Source organism: Micromonospora sp. DT46 (genome assembly GCF_049841735.1).
In the GTDB taxonomy this organism is placed as follows: Bacteria; Actinomycetota; Actinomycetes; order Mycobacteriales; family Micromonosporaceae; genus Micromonospora; species Micromonospora reichwaldensis.
On sequence record NZ_JBNCKW010000004.1, the window covers coordinates 251,675 to 274,464 of the forward strand.

The 22,790-nt window shown below is 75.1% G+C and carries 18 protein-coding genes; 15 read left to right on the forward strand and 3 right to left on the reverse strand.

Annotated features, from left to right (window positions below; translation table 11 throughout):
* Positions 1-14 precede the first annotated feature (14 nt).
* The 3 genes from ACLQ20_RS12590 to lon are packed head-to-tail and all read left to right on the forward strand — an operon-like array spanning position 15 to position 3,771.
* Positions 15-1,121 carry a putative manganese transporter gene (locus tag ACLQ20_RS12590; protein WP_425855584.1) on the forward strand — a complete coding sequence of 369 codons (1,107 nt, stop codon included), beginning with the start codon at positions 15-17 and terminating at the stop codon, positions 1,119-1,121.
* 23 nt (positions 1,122-1,144) lie between these two features.
* Positions 1,145-1,402 carry a hypothetical protein gene (locus ACLQ20_RS12595; RefSeq protein ID WP_425855585.1) on the forward strand — a complete coding sequence of 86 codons (258 nt, stop codon included), beginning with the start codon at positions 1,145-1,147 and terminating at the stop codon, positions 1,400-1,402.
* Between the two features lie 38 nt (positions 1,403-1,440).
* The gene (gene lon / locus ACLQ20_RS12600) at positions 1,441-3,771 is read left to right on the forward strand and encodes an endopeptidase La (RefSeq protein WP_425855587.1); all 2,331 of its coding nucleotides are present in this window, start codon (positions 1,441-1,443) and stop codon (positions 3,769-3,771) included.
* A gap of 88 nt (positions 3,772-3,859) precedes the next feature.
* Here lon and ACLQ20_RS12605 read toward each other — a convergent pair whose 3' ends face one another.
* Positions 3,860-5,656 (reverse strand): DEAD/DEAH box helicase, encoded by a 1,797-nt coding sequence (locus ACLQ20_RS12605; protein WP_425855588.1) that lies wholly within the window; start codon positions 5,654-5,656, stop codon positions 3,860-3,862.
* Between the two features lie 113 nt (positions 5,657-5,769).
* Between ACLQ20_RS12605 and ACLQ20_RS12610 the strand changes: the two genes are divergently transcribed.
* The gene (locus tag ACLQ20_RS12610) at positions 5,770-6,297 is read left to right on the forward strand and encodes a 2'-5' RNA ligase family protein (RefSeq protein ID WP_151453519.1); all 528 of its coding nucleotides are present in this window, start codon (positions 5,770-5,772) and stop codon (positions 6,295-6,297) included.
* Positions 6,298-6,469: 172 nt separating this feature from the next.
* On the opposite strand, the gene ACLQ20_RS12615 is transcribed toward ACLQ20_RS12610, so the two are convergent.
* Complete coding sequence (locus ACLQ20_RS12615; protein WP_425855590.1) at positions 6,470-8,689, reverse strand: family 43 glycosylhydrolase; 2,220 nt, start codon at positions 8,687-8,689, stop codon at positions 6,470-6,472.
* Positions 8,690-8,827: 138 nt separating this feature from the next.
* Between ACLQ20_RS12615 and ACLQ20_RS12620 the strand changes: the two genes are divergently transcribed.
* From ACLQ20_RS12620 to ACLQ20_RS12645, 6 genes are all read left to right on the forward strand, one after another.
* Positions 8,828-9,571, forward strand: a complete 744-nt coding sequence (locus ACLQ20_RS12620) for an ArsR/SmtB family transcription factor (protein WP_425855923.1) — start codon at positions 8,828-8,830, stop codon at positions 9,569-9,571.
* A gap of 576 nt (positions 9,572-10,147) precedes the next feature.
* Positions 10,148-10,942: an isocitrate lyase/PEP mutase family protein gene (locus ACLQ20_RS12625; RefSeq protein ID WP_151455268.1), complete on the forward strand. Its 795-nt coding sequence runs from the start codon at positions 10,148-10,150 to the stop codon at positions 10,940-10,942.
* Positions 10,943-11,080: 138 nt separating this feature from the next.
* Positions 11,081-12,043, forward strand: a complete 963-nt coding sequence (locus ACLQ20_RS12630) for a DUF5715 family protein (protein WP_327028603.1) — start codon at positions 11,081-11,083, stop codon at positions 12,041-12,043.
* 4 nt (positions 12,044-12,047) lie between these two features.
* A complete protein-coding gene (locus ACLQ20_RS12635; RefSeq protein ID WP_358121888.1) occupies positions 12,048-13,658 on the forward strand; it encodes an asparagine synthetase B family protein in 1,611 nt (536 codons plus the stop codon).
* Positions 13,659-13,766: 108 nt separating this feature from the next.
* Positions 13,767-14,699: a PfkB family carbohydrate kinase gene (locus tag ACLQ20_RS12640; protein ID WP_151455271.1), complete on the forward strand. Its 933-nt coding sequence runs from the start codon at positions 13,767-13,769 to the stop codon at positions 14,697-14,699.
* A gap of 115 nt (positions 14,700-14,814) precedes the next feature.
* Positions 14,815-15,036 carry a DUF2188 domain-containing protein gene (locus tag ACLQ20_RS12645; protein ID WP_225852266.1) on the forward strand — a complete coding sequence of 74 codons (222 nt, stop codon included), beginning with the start codon at positions 14,815-14,817 and terminating at the stop codon, positions 15,034-15,036.
* Positions 15,037-15,105: 69 nt separating this feature from the next.
* Here the strand turns inward: ACLQ20_RS12645 and ACLQ20_RS12650 are convergent, their stop codons facing one another.
* Positions 15,106-16,557, reverse strand: a complete 1,452-nt coding sequence (locus ACLQ20_RS12650; RefSeq protein WP_425855594.1) for an LVIVD repeat-containing protein — start codon at positions 16,555-16,557, stop codon at positions 15,106-15,108.
* Between the two features lie 138 nt (positions 16,558-16,695).
* On the opposite strand from ACLQ20_RS12650, the gene ACLQ20_RS12655 reads away from it, so the two are divergent.
* The 5 genes from ACLQ20_RS12655 to ACLQ20_RS12675 all read left to right on the forward strand — a co-directional run bounded on the left by ACLQ20_RS12655 (position 16,696) and on the right by ACLQ20_RS12675 (position 22,780).
* Positions 16,696-17,382, forward strand: a complete 687-nt coding sequence (locus ACLQ20_RS12655) for a DUF305 domain-containing protein (protein WP_358121894.1) — start codon at positions 16,696-16,698, stop codon at positions 17,380-17,382.
* 67 nt (positions 17,383-17,449) lie between these two features.
* A complete protein-coding gene (locus tag ACLQ20_RS12660) occupies positions 17,450-18,694 on the forward strand; it encodes a sensor histidine kinase (RefSeq protein WP_425855596.1) in 1,245 nt (414 codons plus the stop codon).
* Complete coding sequence (locus ACLQ20_RS12665) at positions 18,691-19,356, forward strand: response regulator (protein ID WP_151455275.1); 666 nt, start codon at positions 18,691-18,693, stop codon at positions 19,354-19,356. The genes ACLQ20_RS12660 and ACLQ20_RS12665 overlap by 4 nt, the downstream gene beginning before the upstream one ends.
* A 149-nt stretch (positions 19,357-19,505) precedes the next feature.
* Entirely contained in the window at positions 19,506-20,300 is a 795-nt protein-coding gene (locus ACLQ20_RS12670) for an ABC transporter ATP-binding protein (protein WP_425855598.1), read from the forward strand.
* Positions 20,297-22,780 (forward strand): ABC transporter permease, encoded by a 2,484-nt coding sequence (locus ACLQ20_RS12675; protein ID WP_425855601.1) that lies wholly within the window; start codon positions 20,297-20,299, stop codon positions 22,778-22,780. Before ACLQ20_RS12670 ends, ACLQ20_RS12675 begins: the two co-directional genes overlap by 4 nt.
* The last annotated feature ends 10 nt before the right edge of the window (positions 22,781-22,790 follow it).

Below are 22,790 nucleotides of genomic sequence, written 5' to 3' on the forward strand. Positions count from 1 at the left end.
GGAGGAGGTGTGCCGTGACCGAACTCGTGCTCCGCCCGCTCGCGGACGCGTTCATGCAGGTGGGTGTCTACGTCGCCGTCATGGTGGCGCTCTTCGGCTGGCTGCGCTGGCGCCACGGCGACCGGGTCACCGACGGGCTCACCAGCCGGCCCCGGCTCGGTCCGCTGGTCGGCGCCCTGCTGGGCGTCAGCCCCGGCTGCGGCGGGGCGATCATCCTGATGCCGCTCTACGCCCGGGGGAAGGTCTCCTTCGGCACCGTGGTCGCGGCCCTGGCGGCCACCATGGGGGACTCGTCGTGGGTGGTGCTCGCCTGGAACCCCGTGTTCGCCCTCAAGATCCACGCGCTGCTCTTCGCGGTCGGCCTGGTGACCGGGTACGTCGTCGACGCGCTCGGCATCGACCCGGCCCGCGCGGTCAACCACCGGGTCGCCGCCGCGCCCGCGCCGGCCGGCCTGGCCGCCGCGGGCGGGCCGGACCTCGCCGGCGCGCGGCGGCTGCTCGGCGGGCTGCTGCCCCGCGTACCGGCGTCCACGGCGTTCTGGGGGCTGACCACGCCGGCGTTCGCGGTGTCGGTGCCGGTGGTCTTCCAACTGGTCGACCCGGGCGCGCTGACCCGATCCTTCGGGGGCGTCGACCCGTACCTGGCGCTGGGAGTGCTCGGCACGCTCACCGCGGCGCTGATCTTCGCCGGAGGGCGGGGGAAGCTGGCCGACGACAGCCTGGAGACCGCGCAGCCCCGCTCGTTGCGGGAGACGTTGCGGCACAGCGCGCACGAGGCGTCCTTCGTCACCGTCTGGGTGGCCGTCGCGTACCTGGGCTGGCAGGTGGTGATCACCACGACGGGCTTCGACGGCTCCCAGCTCGCCCTCACCGGGCTCGTCGGCGTGCTGGTCGGCGCCGGCATCGGCCTCATCCCCGGGTGCGCGGTGCAGATCGTCTTCACCGGCCTGTACGTCAGCGGCGGCCTGCCGCTGCCCACCCTGGTCGCCAACGCGATCAGCCAGGACGGCGACGCGCTGATCCCGCTCGCCGCGCTGCGCCGGCACTCGGCGGCGCTCGCCACCGTCGTCACCACCGTGCCGGCGGCAGCCGTCGGCGCCGCCCTGCTCGTCCTGCTCTGATCCCGTACGGAGGGGAGGTCCCGATGTCCGTCGCGATCCCGATCGCCCGCACCCGTCGCAAGCTCCTCGCCTTCGCCGTGCTGACCGGCGTCGCCGCGGTGGCCGGCCTGCCGGGCTGGACCGTCGCCGCACTGGCGCTGACCTGCCTGGCTATCCCGCTCGCCGTGGCGGTCGCCGGGGGCGCCGGCCTGGCGCGCGAGTTGCTGCGCCCGCAACGCCCTGCCACGGGCGGAGGTGGCCTGGGTCACAGCCCGGAACAAGGGGAACGATTTGTTACTTGAGTTGGACACGCTCAACTCAACGCGATAGCAGGTGTTCGATGGCAACTCTCCCGGTACTTCCCCTGACCGACGCCGTGCTCCTGCCCGGCATGGTCATCCCGGTGACCCTCGACCCGACCACCCAGGCCGCCGTCGACGCGGCCCGCGCCACCGGTGACCACAAGCTGCTCGCCGTGCCCCGCCTCGACGGCGAGTACGGCCCCGTCGGCGCGGTCGCCACCATCGAGAAGGTCGGCCGGCTGCCCAGCGGCGAACCGGCCGCCGTCATCCGCGGCCTGTCCCGCGCCCGGATCGGCTCCGGCGTACCCGGGCCCGGCGCCGCCCTCTGGGTCGAGGCGACCGAACTCGACGAACCCGCCCCCGCCGGCCGCGCCCGCGAACTCGCGCGCGAGTACCGCGCCCTCATGACGTCCGTGCTCCAGCAGCGCGGCGCCTGGCAGGTCATCGACGCCATCGAGCGGATGACCGACCTCTCCGAGCTGGCCGACTCGGCCGGCTACGTCTCCTGGCTCAGCCTCGCCCAGAAGACCGAGCTGCTCGCCGCGCCGGACGTCACCGCCCGGCTGGAACTGCTCGTCGGCTGGGTGAAGGACCACCTGGCCGAGCAGGAGATCGCCGAGCAGATCAGCACCGACGTCCGCGAAGGGCTGGAGAAGTCCCAGCGGGAGTTCCTGCTCCGCCAGCAGCTCTCCGCCATCCGCAAGGAACTCGGCGAGGACGAGCCGGACGGCTCCGCCGACTACCGGGCCCGCGTGGAGACCGCCGACCTGCCCGACAAGGTCCGCGAGGCGGCGCTGCGCGAGGTCGGCAAGCTGGAACGCGCCAGCGACGCCTCCCCGGAGGCCGGCTGGATCCGGACCTGGCTCGACACGGTGCTGGAGATGCCGTGGGGCACCCGTACCGAGGACGACACCGACCTGGCCGCGGCCCGCGCCGTGCTCGACGCCGACCACGCCGGCCTGGCCGACGTGAAGGACCGCGTCCTGGAGTACCTCGCCGTGCGCAACCGGCGGGCCGAGCGCAACCTCGGCGTCGTCGGCGGCCGGGGCTCCGGCGCGGTGCTCGCCCTCGCCGGCCCGCCCGGCGTCGGCAAGACCAGCCTCGGCGAGTCGATCGCCCGCGCGCTCGGCCGCAACTTCGTCCGGGTGTCCCTCGGCGGTGTCCGCGACGAGGCCGAGATCCGCGGCCACCGGCGCACCTACGTCGGCGCGCTGCCCGGCCGCATCGTGCGCGCCCTGCGCGAGGCCGGCTCGATGAACCCGGTCGTGCTCCTCGACGAGGTCGACAAGCTCGCCGCCGGCTACTCCGGCGACCCGGCCGCCGCCCTGCTGGAGGTGCTCGACCCGGCGCAGAACCACACCTTCCGCGACCACTACCTCGAGGTCGACCTCGACCTGTCCGACGTGCTCTTCCTGGCCACCGCCAACGTGGTGGAGGCCATCCCCGGGCCGCTGCTGGACCGGATGGAGCTGGTCACCCTCGACGGCTACACGGAGGAGGAGAAGGTCGCCATCGCCCGCGACCACCTGCTTCCCCGGCAGCGGGAACGGGCCGGGCTCACCGCCGAGGAGGTCGGCGTCGCCGACGACGCCCTCGCCCGGATCGCGGGCGAGTACACCCGCGAGGCCGGCGTACGGCAGCTCGAACGGGCGCTCGCGAAGATCCTGCGCAAGGTCGCGGTGACCCTGGCGACCGACCCGGCGCCGGTCCGCGTCGACACCGACAACCTCGCCACCTACCTCGGGCGGCCGAAGTTCACCCCGGAATCGGCGGAGCGGACGGCGGTGCCCGGCGTGGCCACCGGCCTGGCCGTCACCGGCGCGGGCGGCGACGTGCTCTTCATCGAGGCCACCAGCATGGAGGGCGAGCCGGGGCTGACCCTGACCGGCCAGCTCGGCGACGTCATGAAGGAGTCGGCGCACATCGCGCTGTCGTACCTGCGCTCCAACGGGCGCCGGCTCGGACTCGACCCGAACGCCCTCGCCGGGCGGCGGATCCACCTGCACGTGCCGGCGGGCGCGGTGCCCAAGGACGGCCCCAGCGCCGGTATCACCATGGTCACCGCCCTCGCGTCGCTGGCCAGCGGCCGGCCCGTGCGGCCCGAGTTCGGGATGACCGGCGAGGTGACCCTCTCCGGCCGGGTGCTGCCCATCGGCGGGGTGAAGCAGAAGCTGCTCGCCGCCCACCGGGCCGGCCTGACCGAGGTGATCATCCCGGCCCGCAACGAGCCGGACCTCGACGACCTGCCCGCCGAGGTCCGGGAGGCGCTGACCGTGCACACCCTGGCCGACGTCGCCGACGTGCTCGCCCTGGCGCTGCGCCCGGCCGACGCCGACACCCGCCCCGACCCGGCGCTCGCCGCCGCCTGAGGCGTCGAGGAAGGGGCCCCCGCCACGCGGCAGGGGCCCCTTCCTTCGTCCAGGGCGCGGGAAGGGGAAGGCCCCTGCCCACACCGTCCTAGCGGCGGTCGCGGCGGTCGAAGTCCCGGTCGCGGCGCTCGCGCCGGTCGGCCCCGTCGAAGCGGCGCTCGCCGCCGTCGGCGCCGTCACGGTCCCGGCGTACGGTCGCCTTGCGGCCCTTGATGGTGCTGCCACGCAGCCCGGCGATCACCTCGTCGGCGATGCTCTGGGGCACCTCCACCAGCGAGAACCGGTCGGCGATCTCGATCGAGCCGATGTCCCGGCCGCTGACCCCCGTCTCGCCGGTGATCGCGCCCACCAGGTCCTGCGGGCGGACCCCGGCGCGCCGGCCCAGCCCGATGAAGACCTGGGTGGTGCCGCCGGTGCGGGGCCGGGCACCGCCCCGGCGCTCGCCCCGGCCACCGGCCTCCGGCCGCCCCTCACGCGGGCCCCGGACGGGGACCTGGGGGATCTCCTCCTCGTCGTCCGAGCCCGGCGACGTCGCCTCGTGCGCCAGCTTCACCGCCGCGAGGGCCACCTCCACCAGGTCGAACTCGTCGGTCAACGACTCGACGATCGCCCGGTACGGGTCGAGGTCGTCCTCCAGCAGGCTCTCCCGCAGGGCGCCCTGGGTCAGCTCCAACCGCCGGGTGCGCATGTCCGCCACCGTCGGGATCTTGTCGATGGCGATGCGCTGGCCGGTGACCCGCTCGATGGTCTTGAGCATCCGGTGCTCGCGCGGCTCGGCGAGGGTGATCGCCACGCCCTCCCGCCCGGCCCGGCCGACCCGGCCGATGCGGTGCACGTACGACTCGGGGGCCGACGGGACGTCGTAGTTGACCACGTGGGTGAGCTGCTCGACGTCCAGGCCGCGGGCGGCCACGTCGGTGGCCACCAGCAGGTCCGCGGTGCCCGTGCGCAGCCGGCCCATCACCCGGTCGCGCTGCTCCTGGCTCATCCCGCCGTGCAGCGCCTCGGCCCGGTAGCCCCGGCCGTTCATGGTCTCGGTGAGCCGGTCGACCTCCTCGCGGCTGCGGCAGAAGACGATCGCCGCCGTGGGGGACTCGACGTCCAGCACCCGGCCCAGCGCCGCCGGCTTGTGCGCCCGGGCGACGATGTACGCGCTCTGCCGCACCCGGGGCGCCTCGCCGGCCACCGGCTGCTCGCGGGCGATGAGGATGCGTACCGGGTCGGTCAGGTGCTTGCGGGCCAGCCCGTCGATGCGCGCCGGCATCGTCGCCGAGAAGAGCACCGTCTGGCGCTGCTCCGGCGCGTGCTCCAGGATCGCCTCGATGTCCTCGGCGAAGCCCATGTCGAGCATCTCGTCGGCCTCGTCGAGCACCACCGTGGCCAGCGAGCCCAGGTCGAGCGTGCCCCGGGCGATGTGGTCCAGCGCGCGGCCCGGGGTGGCGACCACGACGTCGACCCCGAGGTCCAGGGCGCGCAGCTGCCGGCCGATCGGCTGCCCGCCGTAGATCGGCAGCACCCGCGCGCCCAGGTCCTTGCCGTAGCGGTGGAACGCCTCGGAGACCTGCACCGCGAGCTCGCGGGTGGGCACCAGCACGAGCGCCACCGGGGCGCCGCCGGGCCGGTCGTCGGGCATCCGCTGCAACAGCGGCAGCGCGAAGGCGGCCGTCTTGCCCGTACCCGTCGCGGCCTGGCCCAGCAGGTCCCGACCGGCCAGCAGGGGTGGGATGGCCTCCCGCTGGATCGGAGTGGGCTCCTCGTAGCCCAGGGCGGTCAGCGCGCCCAGCAGCTCGGCGCGTAGTCCGAGGTCCGCGAAGGGGCTCGTGTCGTCGAGGGCGTCGGGGCCGGGCTCGGTGGGCGGGTCGTGCCGTACGGGTGCGGAACTCATGCCGTCAAGCTTTTCATCACCGCCGCGACGCCGTTTCGCCGACCGGCACAACGAGCACCCGCGCGGGTCCGGCGGGCGCCCGTCGCCGTGCTCCGGCGGGCTAGCCTGGCGGCGTGCGTACGGTCGAACTGGTCTGCTCGCCCGACCTGGAGGCCGCCGTGCGCGGCGCCTGGGAGCGGCTGGCCGCGGTGGGGCTGCCCAGCCTGGCCCGCAACGCCCATCCGACGAACCGGCCGCACCTGACCCTCGCCGCGGTCGACGAGTTCCCGCCCGGCGCGCAGCGGCGGCTGGCCGACCTGTTCGACGCGGGGCTGCCGCTGCCCGTGCGGCTGGACCGGATCGCGGTGCTCGACGGCAGCGCCCCGCTGGTGTGGCTGGTGCACCCGTCGCCGGAGCTGACCGCCCTGCACGCGTCGGTCTGGGACGTCCTCGCCGGGGCCCCGGGGCAGCGTCCCTGGCACGCGCCGGGGCACTGGCGTCCGCACCTGAGCCTGGCGCTGCGCTTCCGCGACGCCGATCGCCGGCTGGCCCGCGCGGTGGCGGGCGTCGACCGCCCCGACGGGGCCTTCGTCGCCGGGCGCAGCTACGACGGGCAGAGCCGGACGGTCAGCCCGCTCGGCGGCGCCGGCCGCCGCACGTGACCGGCGGGGGAGCCGCCCCGGCCCCGCCGCCGGCCCGCCGCACGTGACCGCCAGGCGTGCCGTGCCGGCCCCGCCGCCGGGCGCCGTACGTGACCGCCGGGGTGCCCCGCCGCCAGGCGCCGGGAACGGGATCGGGCCCCCGCCGTCCGGCGGGGGCCCGATCGTGCGGGGGTCAGCGGTGGAAGCGCAGGTAGTCGAAGTGCGCGGTGACCGCCGGGTCGGCTCCGCCGTGCGCGACCAGCCCGATCCGGGGGGTGGTGTCGGCCGGGAAGGTCCACACCCCGCCCCACGTCCAGTTCCGCCCGTCCCGGCTGGAGCCGGCCCGGAACTCGTGCTCGCCGGTGGCCGGGTCGACCCGGTGCGCCAGCCGCAGCCAGGTGGTGGTCGCCGGGGTGCCGACGATGTTGCCGCCGTAGACCGGCTGGCCGGCGAAGGGCAGCTCGTAGCCGTACTCCACCTGCCTGGTGTTCCAGATCGCGACCTGCGCCAGCCGGGCGAAGCGGTCGTCGTCGACGTAGGCGACCAGCCCGGCCTGCTGGTAGTTGCGGACGGTCTCCTCGCCGAGGTCCAGGGTCACCTTCGTCTCCACGACGTAGTCGCCGCCCGGCGCGTCGCGCAGCAGCACGCCGGCGGTGTTGCCGGTGCCGGTCAGGTCGGCGCCCTGCACCGGCCAGCGCAGCGCCCCGCCGGACACGGTGGCCGCCGGGTCCGGCCGGACCCACCGCCACGCCGGGTCCAGCCCCCCGGTGAACTCGTCGGAGAACGCCGGCAGCAGGCGGCCCGCCCGCGGTTCGGCGACGGCGTGGCGCACCGGCCGGTGCAGCCGGGCGACGCTGACGTTGTCGAACCCGGCGGCCCCGCCGGTCGCGGTGAGCGTGAGCCGCCCGGCCACCGGCCGCGCCAGCCGCAGCGACACCGCCGCCAGCTGGTCGCCGAGCCGGGCCGGGCTCAGCTCGGCCACCAGGTCCCGGCCGCGTACCTCGACGGCGAGGTGGTGCCCGGCCGCGGCGTCGAAGCCGGCGGGCAGCGGCGCGCTCGCGGTGCGCCCGCCGTCGGCGGCGACCAGCCGGCCGGCGGCGGCGTCCACCCGCACCGAGACCCGGTCGCCGAGCGTGAGACCAGCCGTCCCGGCGGCGGGAAGCCGCAGGTCGGCCTCCGCCCGAAGGTCCCCGCCCCCGGTCGTACGGCTGGTCAGCGCGCCGCTGCCGGTGAGTCGGCCGTCGGCGACCCGCCAGTCCCCGGAGCCGAGTCGCCAGCCGGCCAGCCCGGCGTCGAAGCGCTCGTCCACCCGGCCGGTGGTGACCGGCGCGGGCCGGGGGCCCTCGGAGGGGCCGGCACCGGCGTTCACCGTCGGCCAGCCGTCGATCCAGTCGAGGCGGTCCAGCAGCATCGGCCGCTCGTTGATGCCGAACGGCTCGTCCAGGTACGGGTCGGCGCGGTCGATCGCGTGGTAGACGATCCAGTCCTGGCCGGAGAGGTCGGTGAGGAAGCCGTTGTGGCCGGTGCCGATCCACCGGTTGCCGTTCTGGGTGAGCACCGGCGTGCCGCCGGCCCGGGAGGCGGTCAGCGCGACGCCGTCGCGGTCGACGAACGGCCCGCGCGGGTCGCGGGACCGGCCGACGTGCACGGAGTAGCCGGTGGCCGGGCCGGCGCAGCAGTTTGCCGTGGAGGCGAACAGGTAGTACCAGCCGTCGTGGCGCACCACGTGGCTGCCCTCGAACTTGTTGTCGACGGCGACCAGGGTGGGTGAGCCGACGGCGCGAAGCCCGTCGGCGGAGAGCTCGGTCACCGAGATGCCGCCGTAGTAGCTGCCGTGGTAGAGGTAGTGCCTGCCGTCGACGTCGGTGAACTGGCTCGGGTCGATGGTCCACAGCCAGCCCCCGCCACCGCCGGGGCGGGGCGCGACCACGGGCTCGTCGGCGAAGGTCCACGGGCCGGTCGGGGTGGGCGCGGTGGCCGCCCCGACGGCGAAGTCACCCCCGTCGGGGGACACGGTCGTGTCGGTGACGGTCACGTACATGACCCAGCGATCGCCGACCCGGCGCACGTCGGGGGCCCAGAAGCCGGCGCCGGGAGCCGCGTACGCCGGGCGTTGGCCGGCGCCGAAGGCGTCCCCGACGTACGTCCAACCGACCAGGTCGGCCGAGCGGGCGATCGGGACCCCGTGGAACGTCCCCTCGCCCTCGCGCAGCGGGTCGGTGGTGCCGTAGGCGTACCAGAAACCGTCCTCACCGCGGACGATCACGGGGTCGGCGAAGGTGTCGGCGAACCCGGCCGAGACGGGGTTGCGGTAGCGGGGCTCGGGTGCGGCGGCGGCCGGCGCGGACGCCGTCGCGGCCAGGACCAGACCGACGACGGCGGCGAGCGCCCCGGCGCGGCGGAGATGTCGCATCAGACCTGCCTCGGGTGCGGGAGTTCGATCAGGATCGGTGCGTGTCCGTTTGTACAACGTTGGATACAACGTTGTAAAGGAGTGGCGAAGCTTCGGTGCCGGCCGCAGGGTGCCCGTGCCAGCATGGTGTCCGTGACCATCCCCGCGCCGGACGGCCGGGCCCTGGCCCGGCTCGCCGCCCTGCTCGCCGACGACACCCGGGCCCGCATCTGCCTGGCTCTGCTCGACGGCCGGGCGTGGACGGCGGGGGAGCTGGCCCGGCTCGCCGGGGTGGCCCCGTCCACCGCCAGCGATCACCTCACCCGGCTCGTCCGGGGCGGGCTGTTGGTCGAGCATCGGCAGGGACGACACCGCTACGTCCAGCTCGCCGGTCCCTCGGCGGCCCAGTTGGTCGAGGATCTGGCTGGCTACGCGCCCGGGCGGTCCGAGCCGGCCCGTTCGCTGCGCGCCGCCCGTGCCGGCGCCGCCCTGGCGTACGCCCGCACCTGCTACGACCACCTGGCCGGGCACCTCGGGGTGCTGCTGCGTGACAGGCTGCTCGCGCGCGGGCTGCTCGACGGCGCCGGCGGGCCGGCGCTCACCTCGGCCGGGCGGGCCTGGTTGGCGGAGCTGGGGGTGCCGGTCGCGCCGCTGCGGGCCGTCCGCCGTCCGCTGGTGCGCGACTGCCTGGACTGGACCGAGCGTCGGCCGCACCTCGCCGGCGCGTTGGGCGCGGCGCTGTACGCCCGCTTCTTCGAGGCGGGCTGGCTGACCCGCGGCGGCGGACGGGAGGTCCGGCTGACCCCGGACGGTGCTCCGGCGCTGGCCGCCGCACTCGGTCTGGCCCCGGCCGACCTCGCGCCGCCCGCGACCGCGCCCGACCGCGGCAGCGGGCGCGCCTGAGGGGGCCGCGCCTGACCGGGTCGCGCCCTCGTCCGACTCCTTTCGGCGCCTTCGGACCTCGTTTCTCGATGCAGTTGGCGATGTCTGGAGACGGCCCTGACCTCATTCCTTGAGACGGACGGCGAGGGAGCCGGTCGCCGCCGTCGTTACCGTTCGTGACGGTCGGATTGGTCACTTGTTGTAACTGTCGACGTCCCGGCAGCCCGGTGCCCTGTGCGCCCTTTGCTCTGCATTCCTCGGCGCACCACCGGGCTGAACTGGGGAGATTCGAAGAGGCGCGATGATCGAGGGCGCGAGTCTCGTTGACCGTCAGTAGCTGTTGCGTATGTGGATGCAGAGCAAAGGGGCCGGAGGCATGATGGCCGGCCGCGCTGAATGTCACGCATAGTGACGGCCTGGCTGGCGTCGACCGATAGCGACGATCCGTGCAGTGGTCCGGTGGCCCGTACCGCGCCGGCAGCGCACACGCCGGCAGCCGACGTTTCGGCGGGCGCCGTAGGGTTCCGGCCCTACCGTCGCCGGGAGACGACCGTCGCCGGCCCCACGGGGCCCGACCATGATCGAGGTGGAACCCGGATGAACGCGCGCTGCGCCGCCTTCCACGCCCTGCACCGCGCCGCCCGGCCGCTGCTGCTGCCCAACGCCTGGGACCACGCCAGCGCCGCCGCGTTCGCGGCGCGCGGGTACCCGGCGGTCGGCACCACCAGCCTGGGGGTCGCCGCTGCCGCCGGCGTGCCGGACGCGGCGGCCGCCACCCGGGCGGAGAACCTCCGCCTGGCCCGGGCGCTGCGCCCGCTGCCGGTGCTGGTGACCGTTGACGTGGAGGCGGGGTACGCCGACGACCCGGCGGTCGTCGCCGGGCTGGCGGCGGAGCTGGCCGCGCTCGGCGTGGTGGGGGTGAACGTCGAGGACGGGCGGGCGGACGGCACTCTCGACCCGCCCGAGCTGGCGGCGGCGAAGGTGGCCGCCATCAAGGCCGCGGCGCCCGACCTGTTCGTCAACGCTCGCACCGACCCGTGGTGGCTCGGCACGCCCGATCCCCTGCCGGAGGCCCTGCGCCGGGCCCGCGCCTACCTGGCCGCCGGGGCGGACGGGATCTTCGTGCCCGGGGCGCCGGACGCCGCCACCGTCGCCGCGCTCGTGGCGGGGATCGACGCGCCGCTGAACGTGCTGCACCGGCCGGGCGGGCCCACCCTCGACGAGCTGCGGGCGCTCGGCGTGGCCCGGGTGAGCACGGGCTCGCTGCTGTTCCGGGCCGCGCTGGGCGCCGCGCTGGACGCCCTGGACGCCGTCCGGTCCGGCGCCGCGCCGCGCGCGGAACCGCCCTCGTACGTCGAGGTGCAGCGGTTGAGCGGGGCGTCCCGACCGTGACCCTTCGTGCGCGGCGGTGACCGCCGTGCGTTCCGAAGGAGTAGATAGGAGGATTGTTCGGACTTCTCCCGTCCAGTCTGATTACGGTGTGTGCAGGGCGATGCACAGTGATGCCGTGACGGGAGAGAGGACCCGACCATGCGAGTGCCCAGCCGTAGCCCGGGACAGCAGCCCGGCTCCTCCGTCACACCCGCCGCCCCGGCCCGGCGGCGCGCGTTCTCCACCCCGACGCGGCCCGCCGCAACGCCGGACCTCGACGCCTACCGGGCCGCCGTGGCCGAGCTGTTGGTCGAGGTCGGCGCCCTGGCCGGCGCGTCCTGCACCGCCGCCCGGCAGGTGCTGATCGACGACCGGCTGCGCGAGCCCGCGATCGCCGCCGTGCTCGACGCCACCCCGCAGGGGCTGATCGGCGCCCGCGAGACGCTGCTGCTGGAGATGGCCCGCTACCAGCCCAACGCGCGCAGCTCCGCCGCCGACCTCACCGCGCTGGTCCGGATCTACCTGCTCTCCCGCGTCGACGTGATGTGGTGGCGCGACACCCCGACCTACCTCACCGACGCCCAGGTGGACGCCAGCCCCGACCTGGTCGACCTGGAGTGGCTGCGCCGCCGGGACCTGCTGAACTTCCGCTACACCGAGCAGCCGCGGACGCTGCTCCGCCGCGGGCTGCGGGCGGTGCGGCGCCGGCTGCGGCCCGACGCCACGCCGCGCACCGCCGGACTGCGGTTCCGGCGGGCCCGCCGCGAGATGGTGGCGCTGCTCAACGACATCGCCCGGCAGTTCGCCGCCAGCACCCCGCCCGCCACGCCGCCGCTGTGGGTGACCAGCCTGGTCCGCAGCGCCGAGCACCAGCACCGGCTGCGCCGACTCGGGTACGCGGCCATGTTGCCCAGCGGGCACTGCCTCGGCTGGGCGGTCGACGTCGAGATGGAGTGGTTCGGCCGCTTCGGCGCGCGGGACACCCTGGCCGAGCTGCTGCTGGCACGGCAGCGGGCCGGCGAGGTCAACGTGGTCGACGAGGGGCAGGCGTGGCACCTGTGCCTCGCGCCGGCGGCGCGGCGGCGGCTGCGTCGGGCGTACGAAGCCGAGATGGGGGTCTGAGCCGATGTGTGGCATCGCGTTGAGCCTGGGCCCCGAGGCCGATCCGACGATCTTCCGGCGGATGCTCGCCACCCTCGCCCCGCGCGGCGAGGTCACCGAGACCCGCTACGAGAACGGCCTGCTCACCGGCACCCGTCGGCTGCCGATCGTGGACCGCGAACGCGCCGTGCAGCCGTGGGCCTCCGCCGACGAGCGGTGGCTGCTCTGCTACAACGGCGAGGTCTTCAACCACCCCGAGCTGCGCGCGGAACTGGTCCGGCTGGGACACCGCTTCCGCGGCACCGGCGACACCGAGGTGGTGCTCGCCGCGTTCCTGCGGTGGGGCGAGGGCATGGTGACCCGGCTGCGCGGCGAGTACGCCTTCGCCGTCGTGGAACGGGCCACCGGCCGGGCCTACCTGGTCCGGGACCCGCTCGGCGTCAAGCCGTTGTACTGGGCCCGGACGCCCGGCTGCCTGCACGTCGCCAGCGAGGTCAAGGCGCTGGTCGGGCACCGCGTGCCGATCGTCGAGGTGCCGCCCGGGCACCACGGCTGGGTCGAGCCCGACGGGCCGGTCCGGCTGCGCGCGTACGTCGACCTGCTCACCCTCGGCGACGGGCTGCCGGTGGTGGACGACCCGGACGAGGCCGCCCTGCTCGTCCGTGCTGCCCTCACCGACAGCATCCGGATGCGGGTGGACACCGACCTCACCGTCGGGGTGGTGCTCTCCGGCGGGCTGGACAGCTCGCTGGCCCTGCTGCACGTGCGCGAGATGCACCCCGACTGCGTCGCGGTCACGGTCGGCGTGCCCGACAGCCCCGACGTCGCGTACGCGCGGCGGCTCGCGAAGGACCTGGGGGTGCCGCACGAGGTGGTCGAGCTGCGCCCGCGCGACATCCGGCTGGCCGACATCCGGGAGGCCATCCGGATGTCCGAGCTGACCGAGTACGGCGACATCATCAACGCGGTGGTCACCGTGCCGCTGTTCCGCCGGCTGCGGGAGCTGGGCGTGAAGGTGGTGCTCACCGGCGACGGCTCCGACGAGCTGTTCGGCGGCTACCCCATGTACCACGAGGTCGGCCCCGAGGCGTCCCGCCGGCTCTTCCTGCACAAGATCCGCAACCTCTGCCGTACGGAGTTGCAGCGCGTCGACCGGGCCAGCATGGGGCACGGGGTGGAGGCCCGCGTGCCGTTTCTCGACCTGAGCCTGGTCGAGCTGGCGATGCGGCTGCCGATCGGGCTGAAGATGCGCGACGGGCAGGAGAAGTGGATCGTCCGTCGGGCCTTTGCCGACCTGCTGCCCGACTACGTCCGGCGCCGGCCGAAGAACCCGATGTCGTACTCCTCGGGGCTGCATGAGCGGGCCCGGCTCTACAAGCCGCTCTTCGCTCGGCTGCACCGCTCGTTCGGCTACCACCTGCTCGAACCGGTGCGCCGCGACTTCGACAGCGTGCTGACCCGGTGCGGCAACGACCTGGACCGGGCCATCGCCGACGGCCGGGCCCGGCCCGACTACACCGTCCTGGAGCACGCCCGCGACCTGGTGGGCGCGGCGAAGTGGAACGCCGCCCCGATGGTGCGCCGGCTGGTCGGGCCGCGCCGCACGCGCGGCGACGAGGCGCCGCTGCCCGGTTGACCGCGCGCCACGCACCCCTCGCGTCGTCGGCCGGGGCGCGCCTCGCCAACGGCGACGCCTCCCGCCCGGCGCGGATCAACCCGGGCGCTCGCGGGTAGTGCTCCGGGCATGGCGGGACTGGACGTGATGGTGGTCGGGCAGCTGGCGCGGGACCTCGTGCTGCGGGTGGACGAGGTCCCGGAGGCCGGCGGGACCGCCCCGGTACGGCGGCGGCGCGAGCTGCTCGGCGGCAAGGGGGCCAACCAGGCCGTCGGGCTGGCGCAGCTCGGCGCCGCCGTCGGTCTGCTCGGGGTGGTCGGCGACGACGAGGTGGGGGAGCGGCTGCTGGCGCTGGCGCGGGCCGACGGCATCGACGTCCAGTGGGTACGGCGCCGGCCCGGCACCCCGACCGCGCTCATCGTCGACGTCGTGGACGCCGACGCCGACTGGCGCTACCTCGAGGACGTTGCCGAGGCCACCCTGCTCACCCCCGACGACGTCGCCGGGGCGGCATCCGCGCTGCGGGCCGCACGGGCCGTGCTGGTGCAGCTCCAGCAGCCGGCGCGGGCCGCCCTGGCCGCGGCCCGGATCGCCCGGGAGGCCGGCCGGCTGGTCGTGCTCGACGGCGCGCCGACCGACGCGGCCGACGCCGACGCGCTGCTCGCCCTCGCCGACGTGCTGCGGGCCGACGCGCAGGAGGTGGAGCTGATCACCGGCCACGCGCCGCGCGACGCCGAGGCGGGGCTCGCCGCGGGGCGTGGGCTGCTGCGTCGCGGCCCGTCGCTGCTGGCCGTCGAGGTGGCCGGGAAGGGCAACGCGTTCGTCTGGCCGGACGGCGAGCTGTTCCTGCCGTTGAGCGAGACGCCCACCGTGGACGACACCGGCGCCGGGGACGCGTTCGTCGCCGCGCTGACCCTCGGCGTGCTGCGCGGCGAGCCTCGGGAGCGGGTCGCCCGGCACGCGGTCGCGGCGGCCGGTGCGACCGTCGGCCATCCGGGCGGCCGGCCCGCGCTGACGCCGGAGGCGATCCGCGCGCAGCTCGACCGGATTCCGGCCACGTGACGGACGGTCACTTCCCTCGGTACGCCGGCGGCGGACGGTTTGTCCACGGAGGAGGGTTTTCCGCCTCAGTGGCCCGGGTATCCCGGTGGACCTGACCGAGAGGCGGGTGACTGACATGAAGCGCAACCAGTACCACGTCGTACCGAACGACGGCGGCTGGAAGGTCGAGCAGGGCAACCAGGTCGTCGGCACGTTCGACACCAAGCAGCTCGCCGTCGAGGCGGGGCGCCGGGCGGCGCACGGCAACGAGCCGAGCCAGCTCGTCGTGCACACGTCCGACGGCAAGATCGAGACGGAGTACACCTACCAGGACGACCCGTACCCGCCGGCCGGCTGACCGGCGCGTCCACGACGGACACGGACGGGCCCGACCTCGGTGGGGGGCGGGCCCGTCGGCGCGTTGCGACTACCAGCTCAGGTAGCTGGGCTGGGTCTGCACGTTCAGCTCGCGGTAGCGGACGAGGTTCGCCGTCCAGGTCCGCCAGTCGGTCAGCTTGAGGACGTCGAAGCCCTTGGCCATGTCGTTGGAGTAGATGTAGCCGTTGTAGTAGTACGCCGACCAGGAGCCGCCGCCGACGAGCCGGTCGATCGAGATCGGACCCCGCTCCCAGAACGCGATCTCCTGCGGGTTGGCCGAGTCGGTGAAGTCCCAGACGGAGATGCCGCCCTGGTACCACGCCTGGACCATGATGTCGCGCCCGAGCACCGGGATCAGCGAGCCGTTGTGCGCCACGCAGTTCTCGGTGTCGGCGTTCATCCGGGGGATCTTGTAGTAGCTGCGGAAGACCATCGTCCGGGCGTCGCCGCGACCGGTGATGTCGTAGATGGCGTTGGCGCCCCGCTCCGGTCCGACGGCCTCGTTGCAGGTGGCCGCGCTGCCGCCGCCCAGCTCGTCGGTGAAGACCACCTTGGTGCCGGCGTTGTTGAACGTGGCCGAGTGCCAGAACGCGAAGTTGACGGTGTCCCGGACCCGGTTGATCAGCCGGGGGGCCTCCCGGTTCGAGATGTCCATCAGCACGCCGTCACCCATGCACGCGCCCGCGGCGAGGTTCTTCTCCGGGTACGCCGTGATGTCGTGACAGCCGGTGGTCGCCGAACCGCCGGGCCGGCCCTCGTAGCCGCCGTCGGGGAAGAGGTTCGGGGAGGCCACCACCGCCGCGTCCGTGGGCGACTTCACCGGCACCTTCACGATGGAGATGGAGTCGTGCGGGGGCTGGCAGTCGGGGAACTCCGCCCGCGGGCTGTACGAGGAGACGTACAGGTAGACGGTCTTGCGGTCCTTGCCCGGCACGAGGGTGTGGGTGTGCGACCCGCAGGCCGTCTCCACCGCCTTGACGTAGCGGGGGTTGGCCTTGTCGCTGATGTCGAAGACCTTGATGCCCTCCCAGGACGCCTTCTCCGTCGCCGGCGCGCTGGTGCTGTTGCAGGAGTCGTCGCTGCGGGAGGAATCGGTGGAGAGGAACAGCAGGTCACCGTGGACGGAGATGTCGTTCTGCGATCCGGGGCAGTACACCTGCGACACCACCGTCGGCGCGGTCGGCCGGGAGATGTCGTAGATGACGAAGCCGTTGTAGTTGCCGGCGAAGGCGTAGCGGCCCTGGAAGGCGAGGTCGCTGTTGGTGGCGTCCAGCGGCGCCTGCTTCGGCAGGTTGGCGATCTGCCGGAGGTTGGGGCTGCTGACGATCTCGTCGACGCCCGGGATGGTGTTGGTGGTGTCCGCCGTGCCCGAGGGGGCGGACTGCGCCGCCACGCCGGCACTTCCCGGCGTGGCGGTGGCGACGCTGGCGAGGAGTAGACCGGCCGCGGCCAGGCTCACGGTGGTGAGCCGCCTGGCCCGCAAGGTGCGGAAACTGGTCATCGGCGACGTCCTTCGCAAGGGGATGACGATGGTGGACACCTTACCGTCCAGAGAGTTCCATCGATGTGATGTGAATCACATCGAAGCCCGTTCGTCGATGGATAGCATCGCCATGACCTCTACCGGGGGGAGTGGCCCATGACCAACCGCCGCGCGCGGACCCTCGCCGTCGTCACAGCCGCGTGTCTGCTGACGGTGGCGGTCGTCCTCCTGTCCCGTGCCGCCGACAACCCGACCGCGGTGCCGGCGGGACAGACCGCCGCCCGGACGTCCGCCCCGGCCGGTCCGAGCCGACCCCCGGTGATCGTTCCCGGTCGGCCCGGCGAGACCGCCGCGGTCCGGCCCGCCGAGGAGCTGCGCGACGCCCCCACGGCCCGGCACAACTCGATGGACGTCTGGTTCGTCCGGATGATGATCCCGCACCACGCCCAGGCGCTCGAGATGGCGGAGTTGGCCGGTGACCGCGCCGGCGACCCGGCCCTGCGCGCCCTCGCCGAGCGGATCCGGGCCAGTCAGGGCCCCGAGATCGGCCTGATGCGGGGCTGGTTGCAGGCGCGCGGACTCTCCACCGAGGTGGCCGGGCACGACCACGAGGGCATGCGGGGCATGCAGACGCCCGAGGCCATCCGGCAGCTCGCGGCGGCGCGGGGCGCCGAGTTCGACCGGCTCTTCGTGCGGATGATGACGGAGCACCACCAGGGCGCGGTCCAGATGGCCACGGACCTGCTCAAGGTCGGCGCCGACCTCACCCTGTCGGAGTTCGCCAACTCCGTCGCCACCGAGCAGACCGTCGAGATCGACCGGATGCGCGAGCTGCTGGCCTGACCCGGGCGGGCGGCCCGGTCCCGGCCTCGGGGCGGAGTGACCCCCTGGCCTGCGGCACGTACGCTGGGTGACCGTGAACCGCGCGATCCTCGGCCGCCCGCTGCGCGGCGTCGCCTTCGACGCCTTCGTCTCCGCCACGGTGGCGCTCCTCGGCCTCGCCGGCATGGCGAACCAGCCCGGCGGTGGGAGGGCCACCCTGGTCGGGGCCGCGATGGCGGTGGCGCTGCTGTTCCGCCGGGCCCACCCGTCGGCGGTCGCCGCCGTGGTAGCCGCGCTCGCGATGGTGCAGGTGGTCGCCGGGTGGGGGCCGCTGCCCTTCGACGTCGCGGTGCTGATCGCCCTCTACAGCGTCATCAAGTACGCCGACCGGCTCCGCGACGGTGTCCTCGCCGGGATCGGCGCCGCCGTCGGGGTGGTGCTCGCCGGCCTCCAGACCTCGGGAGCCATCGCCTGGTGGGCGGCGGCGATCTACTACGGGCTGGTCACCGGGGCGGTCTGGCTGGTCGGGCTGAACGTGCGCACCCGCCGGCTCTACGTGTTCAGCCTGGAGGAGCGGGCCGCCACCCTGGAGCGGGAACGCGAGGCGGAGGCGCGCGCCGCGGTCGCGGAGGAACGCACCCGCATCGCCCGCGAACTGCACGACGTGGTGGCGCACAGCATGGCGGTGATGATCGTGCAGGCCGACGGGGCGCGGTTCACGCTCGACCGGGATCCGGAGACCGCCCGCCAGGCGGTGAAGGTGGTCGCCGACACCGGCCGGCAGGCGCTGGAGGAGATGCGCCGGCTGGTCGGCGTACTGCGGGAGCCCGACGCGCCGGACGCGCAGGCCGGGCCCGGCGCGGCGGGTGCGCCCGGCGACGCCGGGGCGACCGCCGACCCGGCGCACCGTCGGTTGGCGCTGGCGGAGCTGCCCGCCCTGCTCGACCGGTTCCGCGCCGCCGGCCTCCGGGCCCGGCACGCGGTCACCGGGGAGCAGGCGCCGATGCCGCCCGGGCTGGAACTGACCGTCTACCGGGTGGTGCAGGAGGGGCTGACCAACGCCCTGAAGCACGCCGGGGTCGGCGCCGACGTCGAGGTCACCGTGGCGCACGCCGGCGACGCCGTGGTGGTCCGGGTGGTCGACGACGGGCGCGGCCGGCCGCCGGTCAGTCCCGCGCCGTCCGGCGGGCACGGCCTGGTGGGCATGCGCGAGCGGGTCGGCGTGTACGACGGCAGCCTCACCGCGGGCCCGCGGCTCGCCGGGGGCTGGCAGGTCGAGGCGCGGCTGCCGCTACCGTCGACGTCCCCGACGACGGAGGTGACGGCGGCATGACGGTCCGCGTGGTGATCGTGGACGACCAGGCGCTGGTCCGCGCCGGCTTCCGGATGGTGCTGGGCTCCCAGCCGGACCTGGAGATCGTCGGCGAGGCGATCGACGGGGCCGACGCCCTGCGGCTGCTGGCCCGCGTCGAGGCCGACGTCGTGGTGATGGACGTCCGGATGCCCACCATGGACGGGGTGGAGGCGACCCGCCGGATCTGCCGGGACCGCCCCGCCGGACCGCCCCGGGTGCTGGTGCTCACCACCTTCGACACCGAGGCCGACGCCTTCGCCGCGCTCCAGGCGGGCGCCAGCGGCTTCCTGCTCAAGAACGTCCCACCCGAGGAGCTGCTGGCGGCCATCCGGGTGGTCGCCCGGGGCGACTCGGTGGTCGCCCCGCCCATCACCCGGCGGCTGCTCGACCGGTTCGCCGGCCGGCTCGGCCCCGGGCCCGCCGAGGACCCCCGGATCGGCCAGCTCACCGAACGCGAGCGGGAGATCCTCCTGCTGGTGGCGCAGGGCCTCTCCAACGCGGAGATCGCCGCCCGGGTGCACGTCGCCGAGGCCACCGTGAAGACGCACGTCGGGCGGATCCTCGCCAAGCTCCAGCTCCGCGACCGGGTGCAGGCCGTGGTGCTGGCGTACGAGACGGGGCTGGTCACCCCCGGCGGCTGAGCCGGTCTACGACCCAGGTCGTACGGGCCCACCCCGTCAGGGGCTCCCGAGGTCGCAGCGGGATCACCACGCGCGGGTGGACGCGGCCGGACCGGCGGCGCCCATAGCGTCGGAGACGTCCCAGCCACGATCTCCACGGGGAGCTCCACGTGTCCGTCGCACCTCCCGCGCACGCCACCGCCGGCGTGGCGGTCACCGCCCGCGGCCTGTCCAAGCGGTACGGCGCCGGCCAGGCCGCCGTCGTCGCCCTCGACGGGGTCGACGTCGACTTCGCCGCCGGCCGGTTCACCGCCATCATGGGTCCCTCCGGCTCCGGCAAGTCCACCCTCATGCACTGCCTCGCCGGCCTGGACCGGCCCACCTCCGGCAGCGTGCGCATCGGCGACGCCGACCTCGCCGGCCTCGACGACAAGCGGCTCACCCTGCTGCGCCGCGACCGCGTCGGCTTCGTGTTCCAGAAGTTCAACCTGCTGCCGGCGCTGACCGCCGAGGAGAACATCGTGCTGCCCCTGGCGATCGCCGGCCGGCGGCCGGAGCGGGCCTGGCTGCGCCAGGTCGTCGCGGCGGTGGGTCTCGCCGACCGGCTGCGCCACCGTCCCGCCGAGCTCTCCGGCGGCCAGCAGCAGCGGGTGGCGGTCGCCCGCGCCCTGATCACCAAGCCGTGGGTGATCTTCGCCGACGAGCCGACCGGCAACCTGGACTCCCGCTCCGGCGCCGAGGTGCTGCGCCTGCTCCGCGAGGCCGTCGACACCCTCGGCCAGACGGTGATCATGGTGACCCACGACCCGTCGGCCGCCGGGCACGCCGACCGGGTGGTCTTCCTCGCCGACGGCCGGCCGGTACGCGACCTCACCGCGCCGACCGCCGAGCGCGTGCTCGACGCGCTCGCCGGCCTCGACGCGGCACGCGTACCGGCCGCCGGCCGCGAGGTGGTGACCCGGTGATCAGGACGACCCTGCGCCAGCTCCGCGCCGAGGCACTGCGCCTGATGCTCTCCTCGCTGGCCATCGTGCTCGGCGTCGCGTTCATCGCCGGCACGCTGATCTTCGTCGACGGGATGCGCACCGGCGCGTACGAGCGGGCCGGCGCGTTCGACCGGCACACCGACCTCGCCGTCCACTCCACCACCGACGACCCGTTGCCGGCCACGCTGGTCGAGAAGGTGCGTTCCCTCGACGGGGTCGCCGCCGCCGAGGGGGAGCTGCTCGGCTCCGGCGGCATCGTCGGCGCCGACGGCCGCCCCGTGCTCGGCTACGCCGTCCTCGCCGCCATCCCCGTCGACGAGGCGCTGCGCTCGTACGACGTGGTGGCCGGCCGGCTGCCCGACCGCCCCGGCGAGGTGGTGCTGGACGCGCCCACCGCGGCGGAGGAGGGCTTCGCCCTCGGCGCGCCCGTACGCGTCGGCGGCAGCGGGGGAGCGGCCCGCCCGTACACGCTGGTCGGCACGGTCGACGTGGCCGGCACCGCCCGCGACGTCGGCGGTCCGTTCATCGGCCTGGTCGGCGCGGACGCCCTCGCGGTGACCGGCCAACGCGGCTACGACCGGATCATGGTGGCCGCCCGGCCGGGCCCGGCCGACGAGGCGCTCGTCGAGCGGACCGCCGAGGCCGTCGGAGCCGGCGCGACCGTCAAGACCCGGCAGCGGATCCTCGACGACGCCGTGACCGACGCGGTCCGCGACCTCCAGCAGTTCAACATGGCGCTGCTGACCTTCGCCGGGGTCGCCGTCGTGGTCGCCGGCTTCGTCATCGCCAACACCTTCGCGATCGTGCTGGCGCAGCGGACCCGGCGGACCGCGCTGCTGCGGCTGGTCGGCGCGACCCGAGGCCAGCTCTTCCGCGCCGCGCTGCTGGAGGCCGCGCTGCTCGGGCTGGTCGCCTCCGCGATCGGCGTGCTGATCGGCGTAGCCCTGGCCGGCGGCATGAACCAGGTGATGGCGCGCCTCGACGCGCCGGCCCCCGGCGGGCTCACCGTCACCGGATCGACCGTGCTGGTCAGCCTGCTCCTCGGCACGGCGATCACGATGGGCGCCGCCCTGCTGCCCGCGTGGCGGGGCACCCGGATCGCCCCGGTCGCCGCGCTCACCGACGCGGCGGTCCAACCCGCCCGGGGCGCCGGCCGGCTCCGGCTGACCGTCGGGGCGCTGGTCTTCGCCGCCGGGATCGCCGCGCTGGTCGGCGCCGCGTACGCCGTCCAGGTGGTGCTCGTGGCCGCCGGTGGCGTGCTCACCTTCTTCGGCATCGTGCTCTTCGGCCCGGTGCTCGTGCCGGCGCTGGTCCGGGTGCTGGGGTGGCCGGCCCGCCGGCTGTTCGGCGCCACCGCCGGCCTGGCCGTGGCGAACGCCGTACGCAATCCACGCCGGATCGCCGCGACCGCCACGGCCCTGGTGATCGGGATCGGTCTGGTGTCGGCCTTCGTGGTCGGCGCCCGCAGCACCAAGGACGGCATCGAGCGCAGCGTGGACGCCGAGATCGGGGTCGACTTGCTGGTCACCGGGATCGGCGGGAGTTTGCCGGCGCCGCTGGTGGCCGAGCTGCGCGCCCGGCCCGAGCTGGCGGTGGTGCACGAGCAGCGCGGCGCCGTCGCTGCCGGCGTGCAGATCCAGGCCGCGCACCCCGCCCTGGTGGCCCGGACGCTGACGGGCGTCGTGGCGGGGGACGTCGACCGGCTGGGCCCCGGATGGGTGCTGGTGCACCGGGAGCTGGCCGAGGCCCGGGGCTGGACGACCGGCTCCACCGTCACCGTGCGCGGCCGGTCGTTACGGGTGGCCGCGGTCGTCACCGCCGACGGACCGGCACTCGCCGGCAGCCCCGTCCCCGACGGCCACGTGATCGACGTGGTGGACGCCGACTTCGCCGCCATCTTCCCCGACGAGCGGGGCTTCCTGGCCGAGATCGACCCCGCCGACGGGGTCTCCGCCGACCGGGCCCGGGCCGCCGTCGAGGCGGTGGTCGCCCGCTATCCGACGGCCAACCTGATGGACCAGGGCGCGTACAAGAAGATGCTCACCGCCACGGTCGACATGCTGCTCGCCCTCGTCACCGCGCTGCTGGGCCTGGCCGTGGTGATCGCGCTGGTCGGGGTCGCCAACACGCTGAGCCTGTCGGTGGTGGAACGGACCCGGGAGAACGCCGTGCTGCGGGCGGTCGGCCTGACCCGCGGGCGGATGCGCGCCATGCTGGCCGTCGAGGCGGTGCTGATGGCGCTGGTCGGCGCGCTGCTCGGGGTCGGCCTGGGCACCGGCGTCAGCGCCGCCGCGATGGCCCTGCTGGCCCGGATCAGCGGCGACTTCGCCGTGGTGCTGCCGGTGGGGCAGCTGGGTCTGATCCTCGGGGTCGCGGTGGTGGCCGCCCTGGTCGCCTCGGTGCTGCCGGCGCGCCGGGCGCTGTCCCGGCCGGTGGTCGAGGCGCTCGGCGACCAGTGACAGCCGCCGG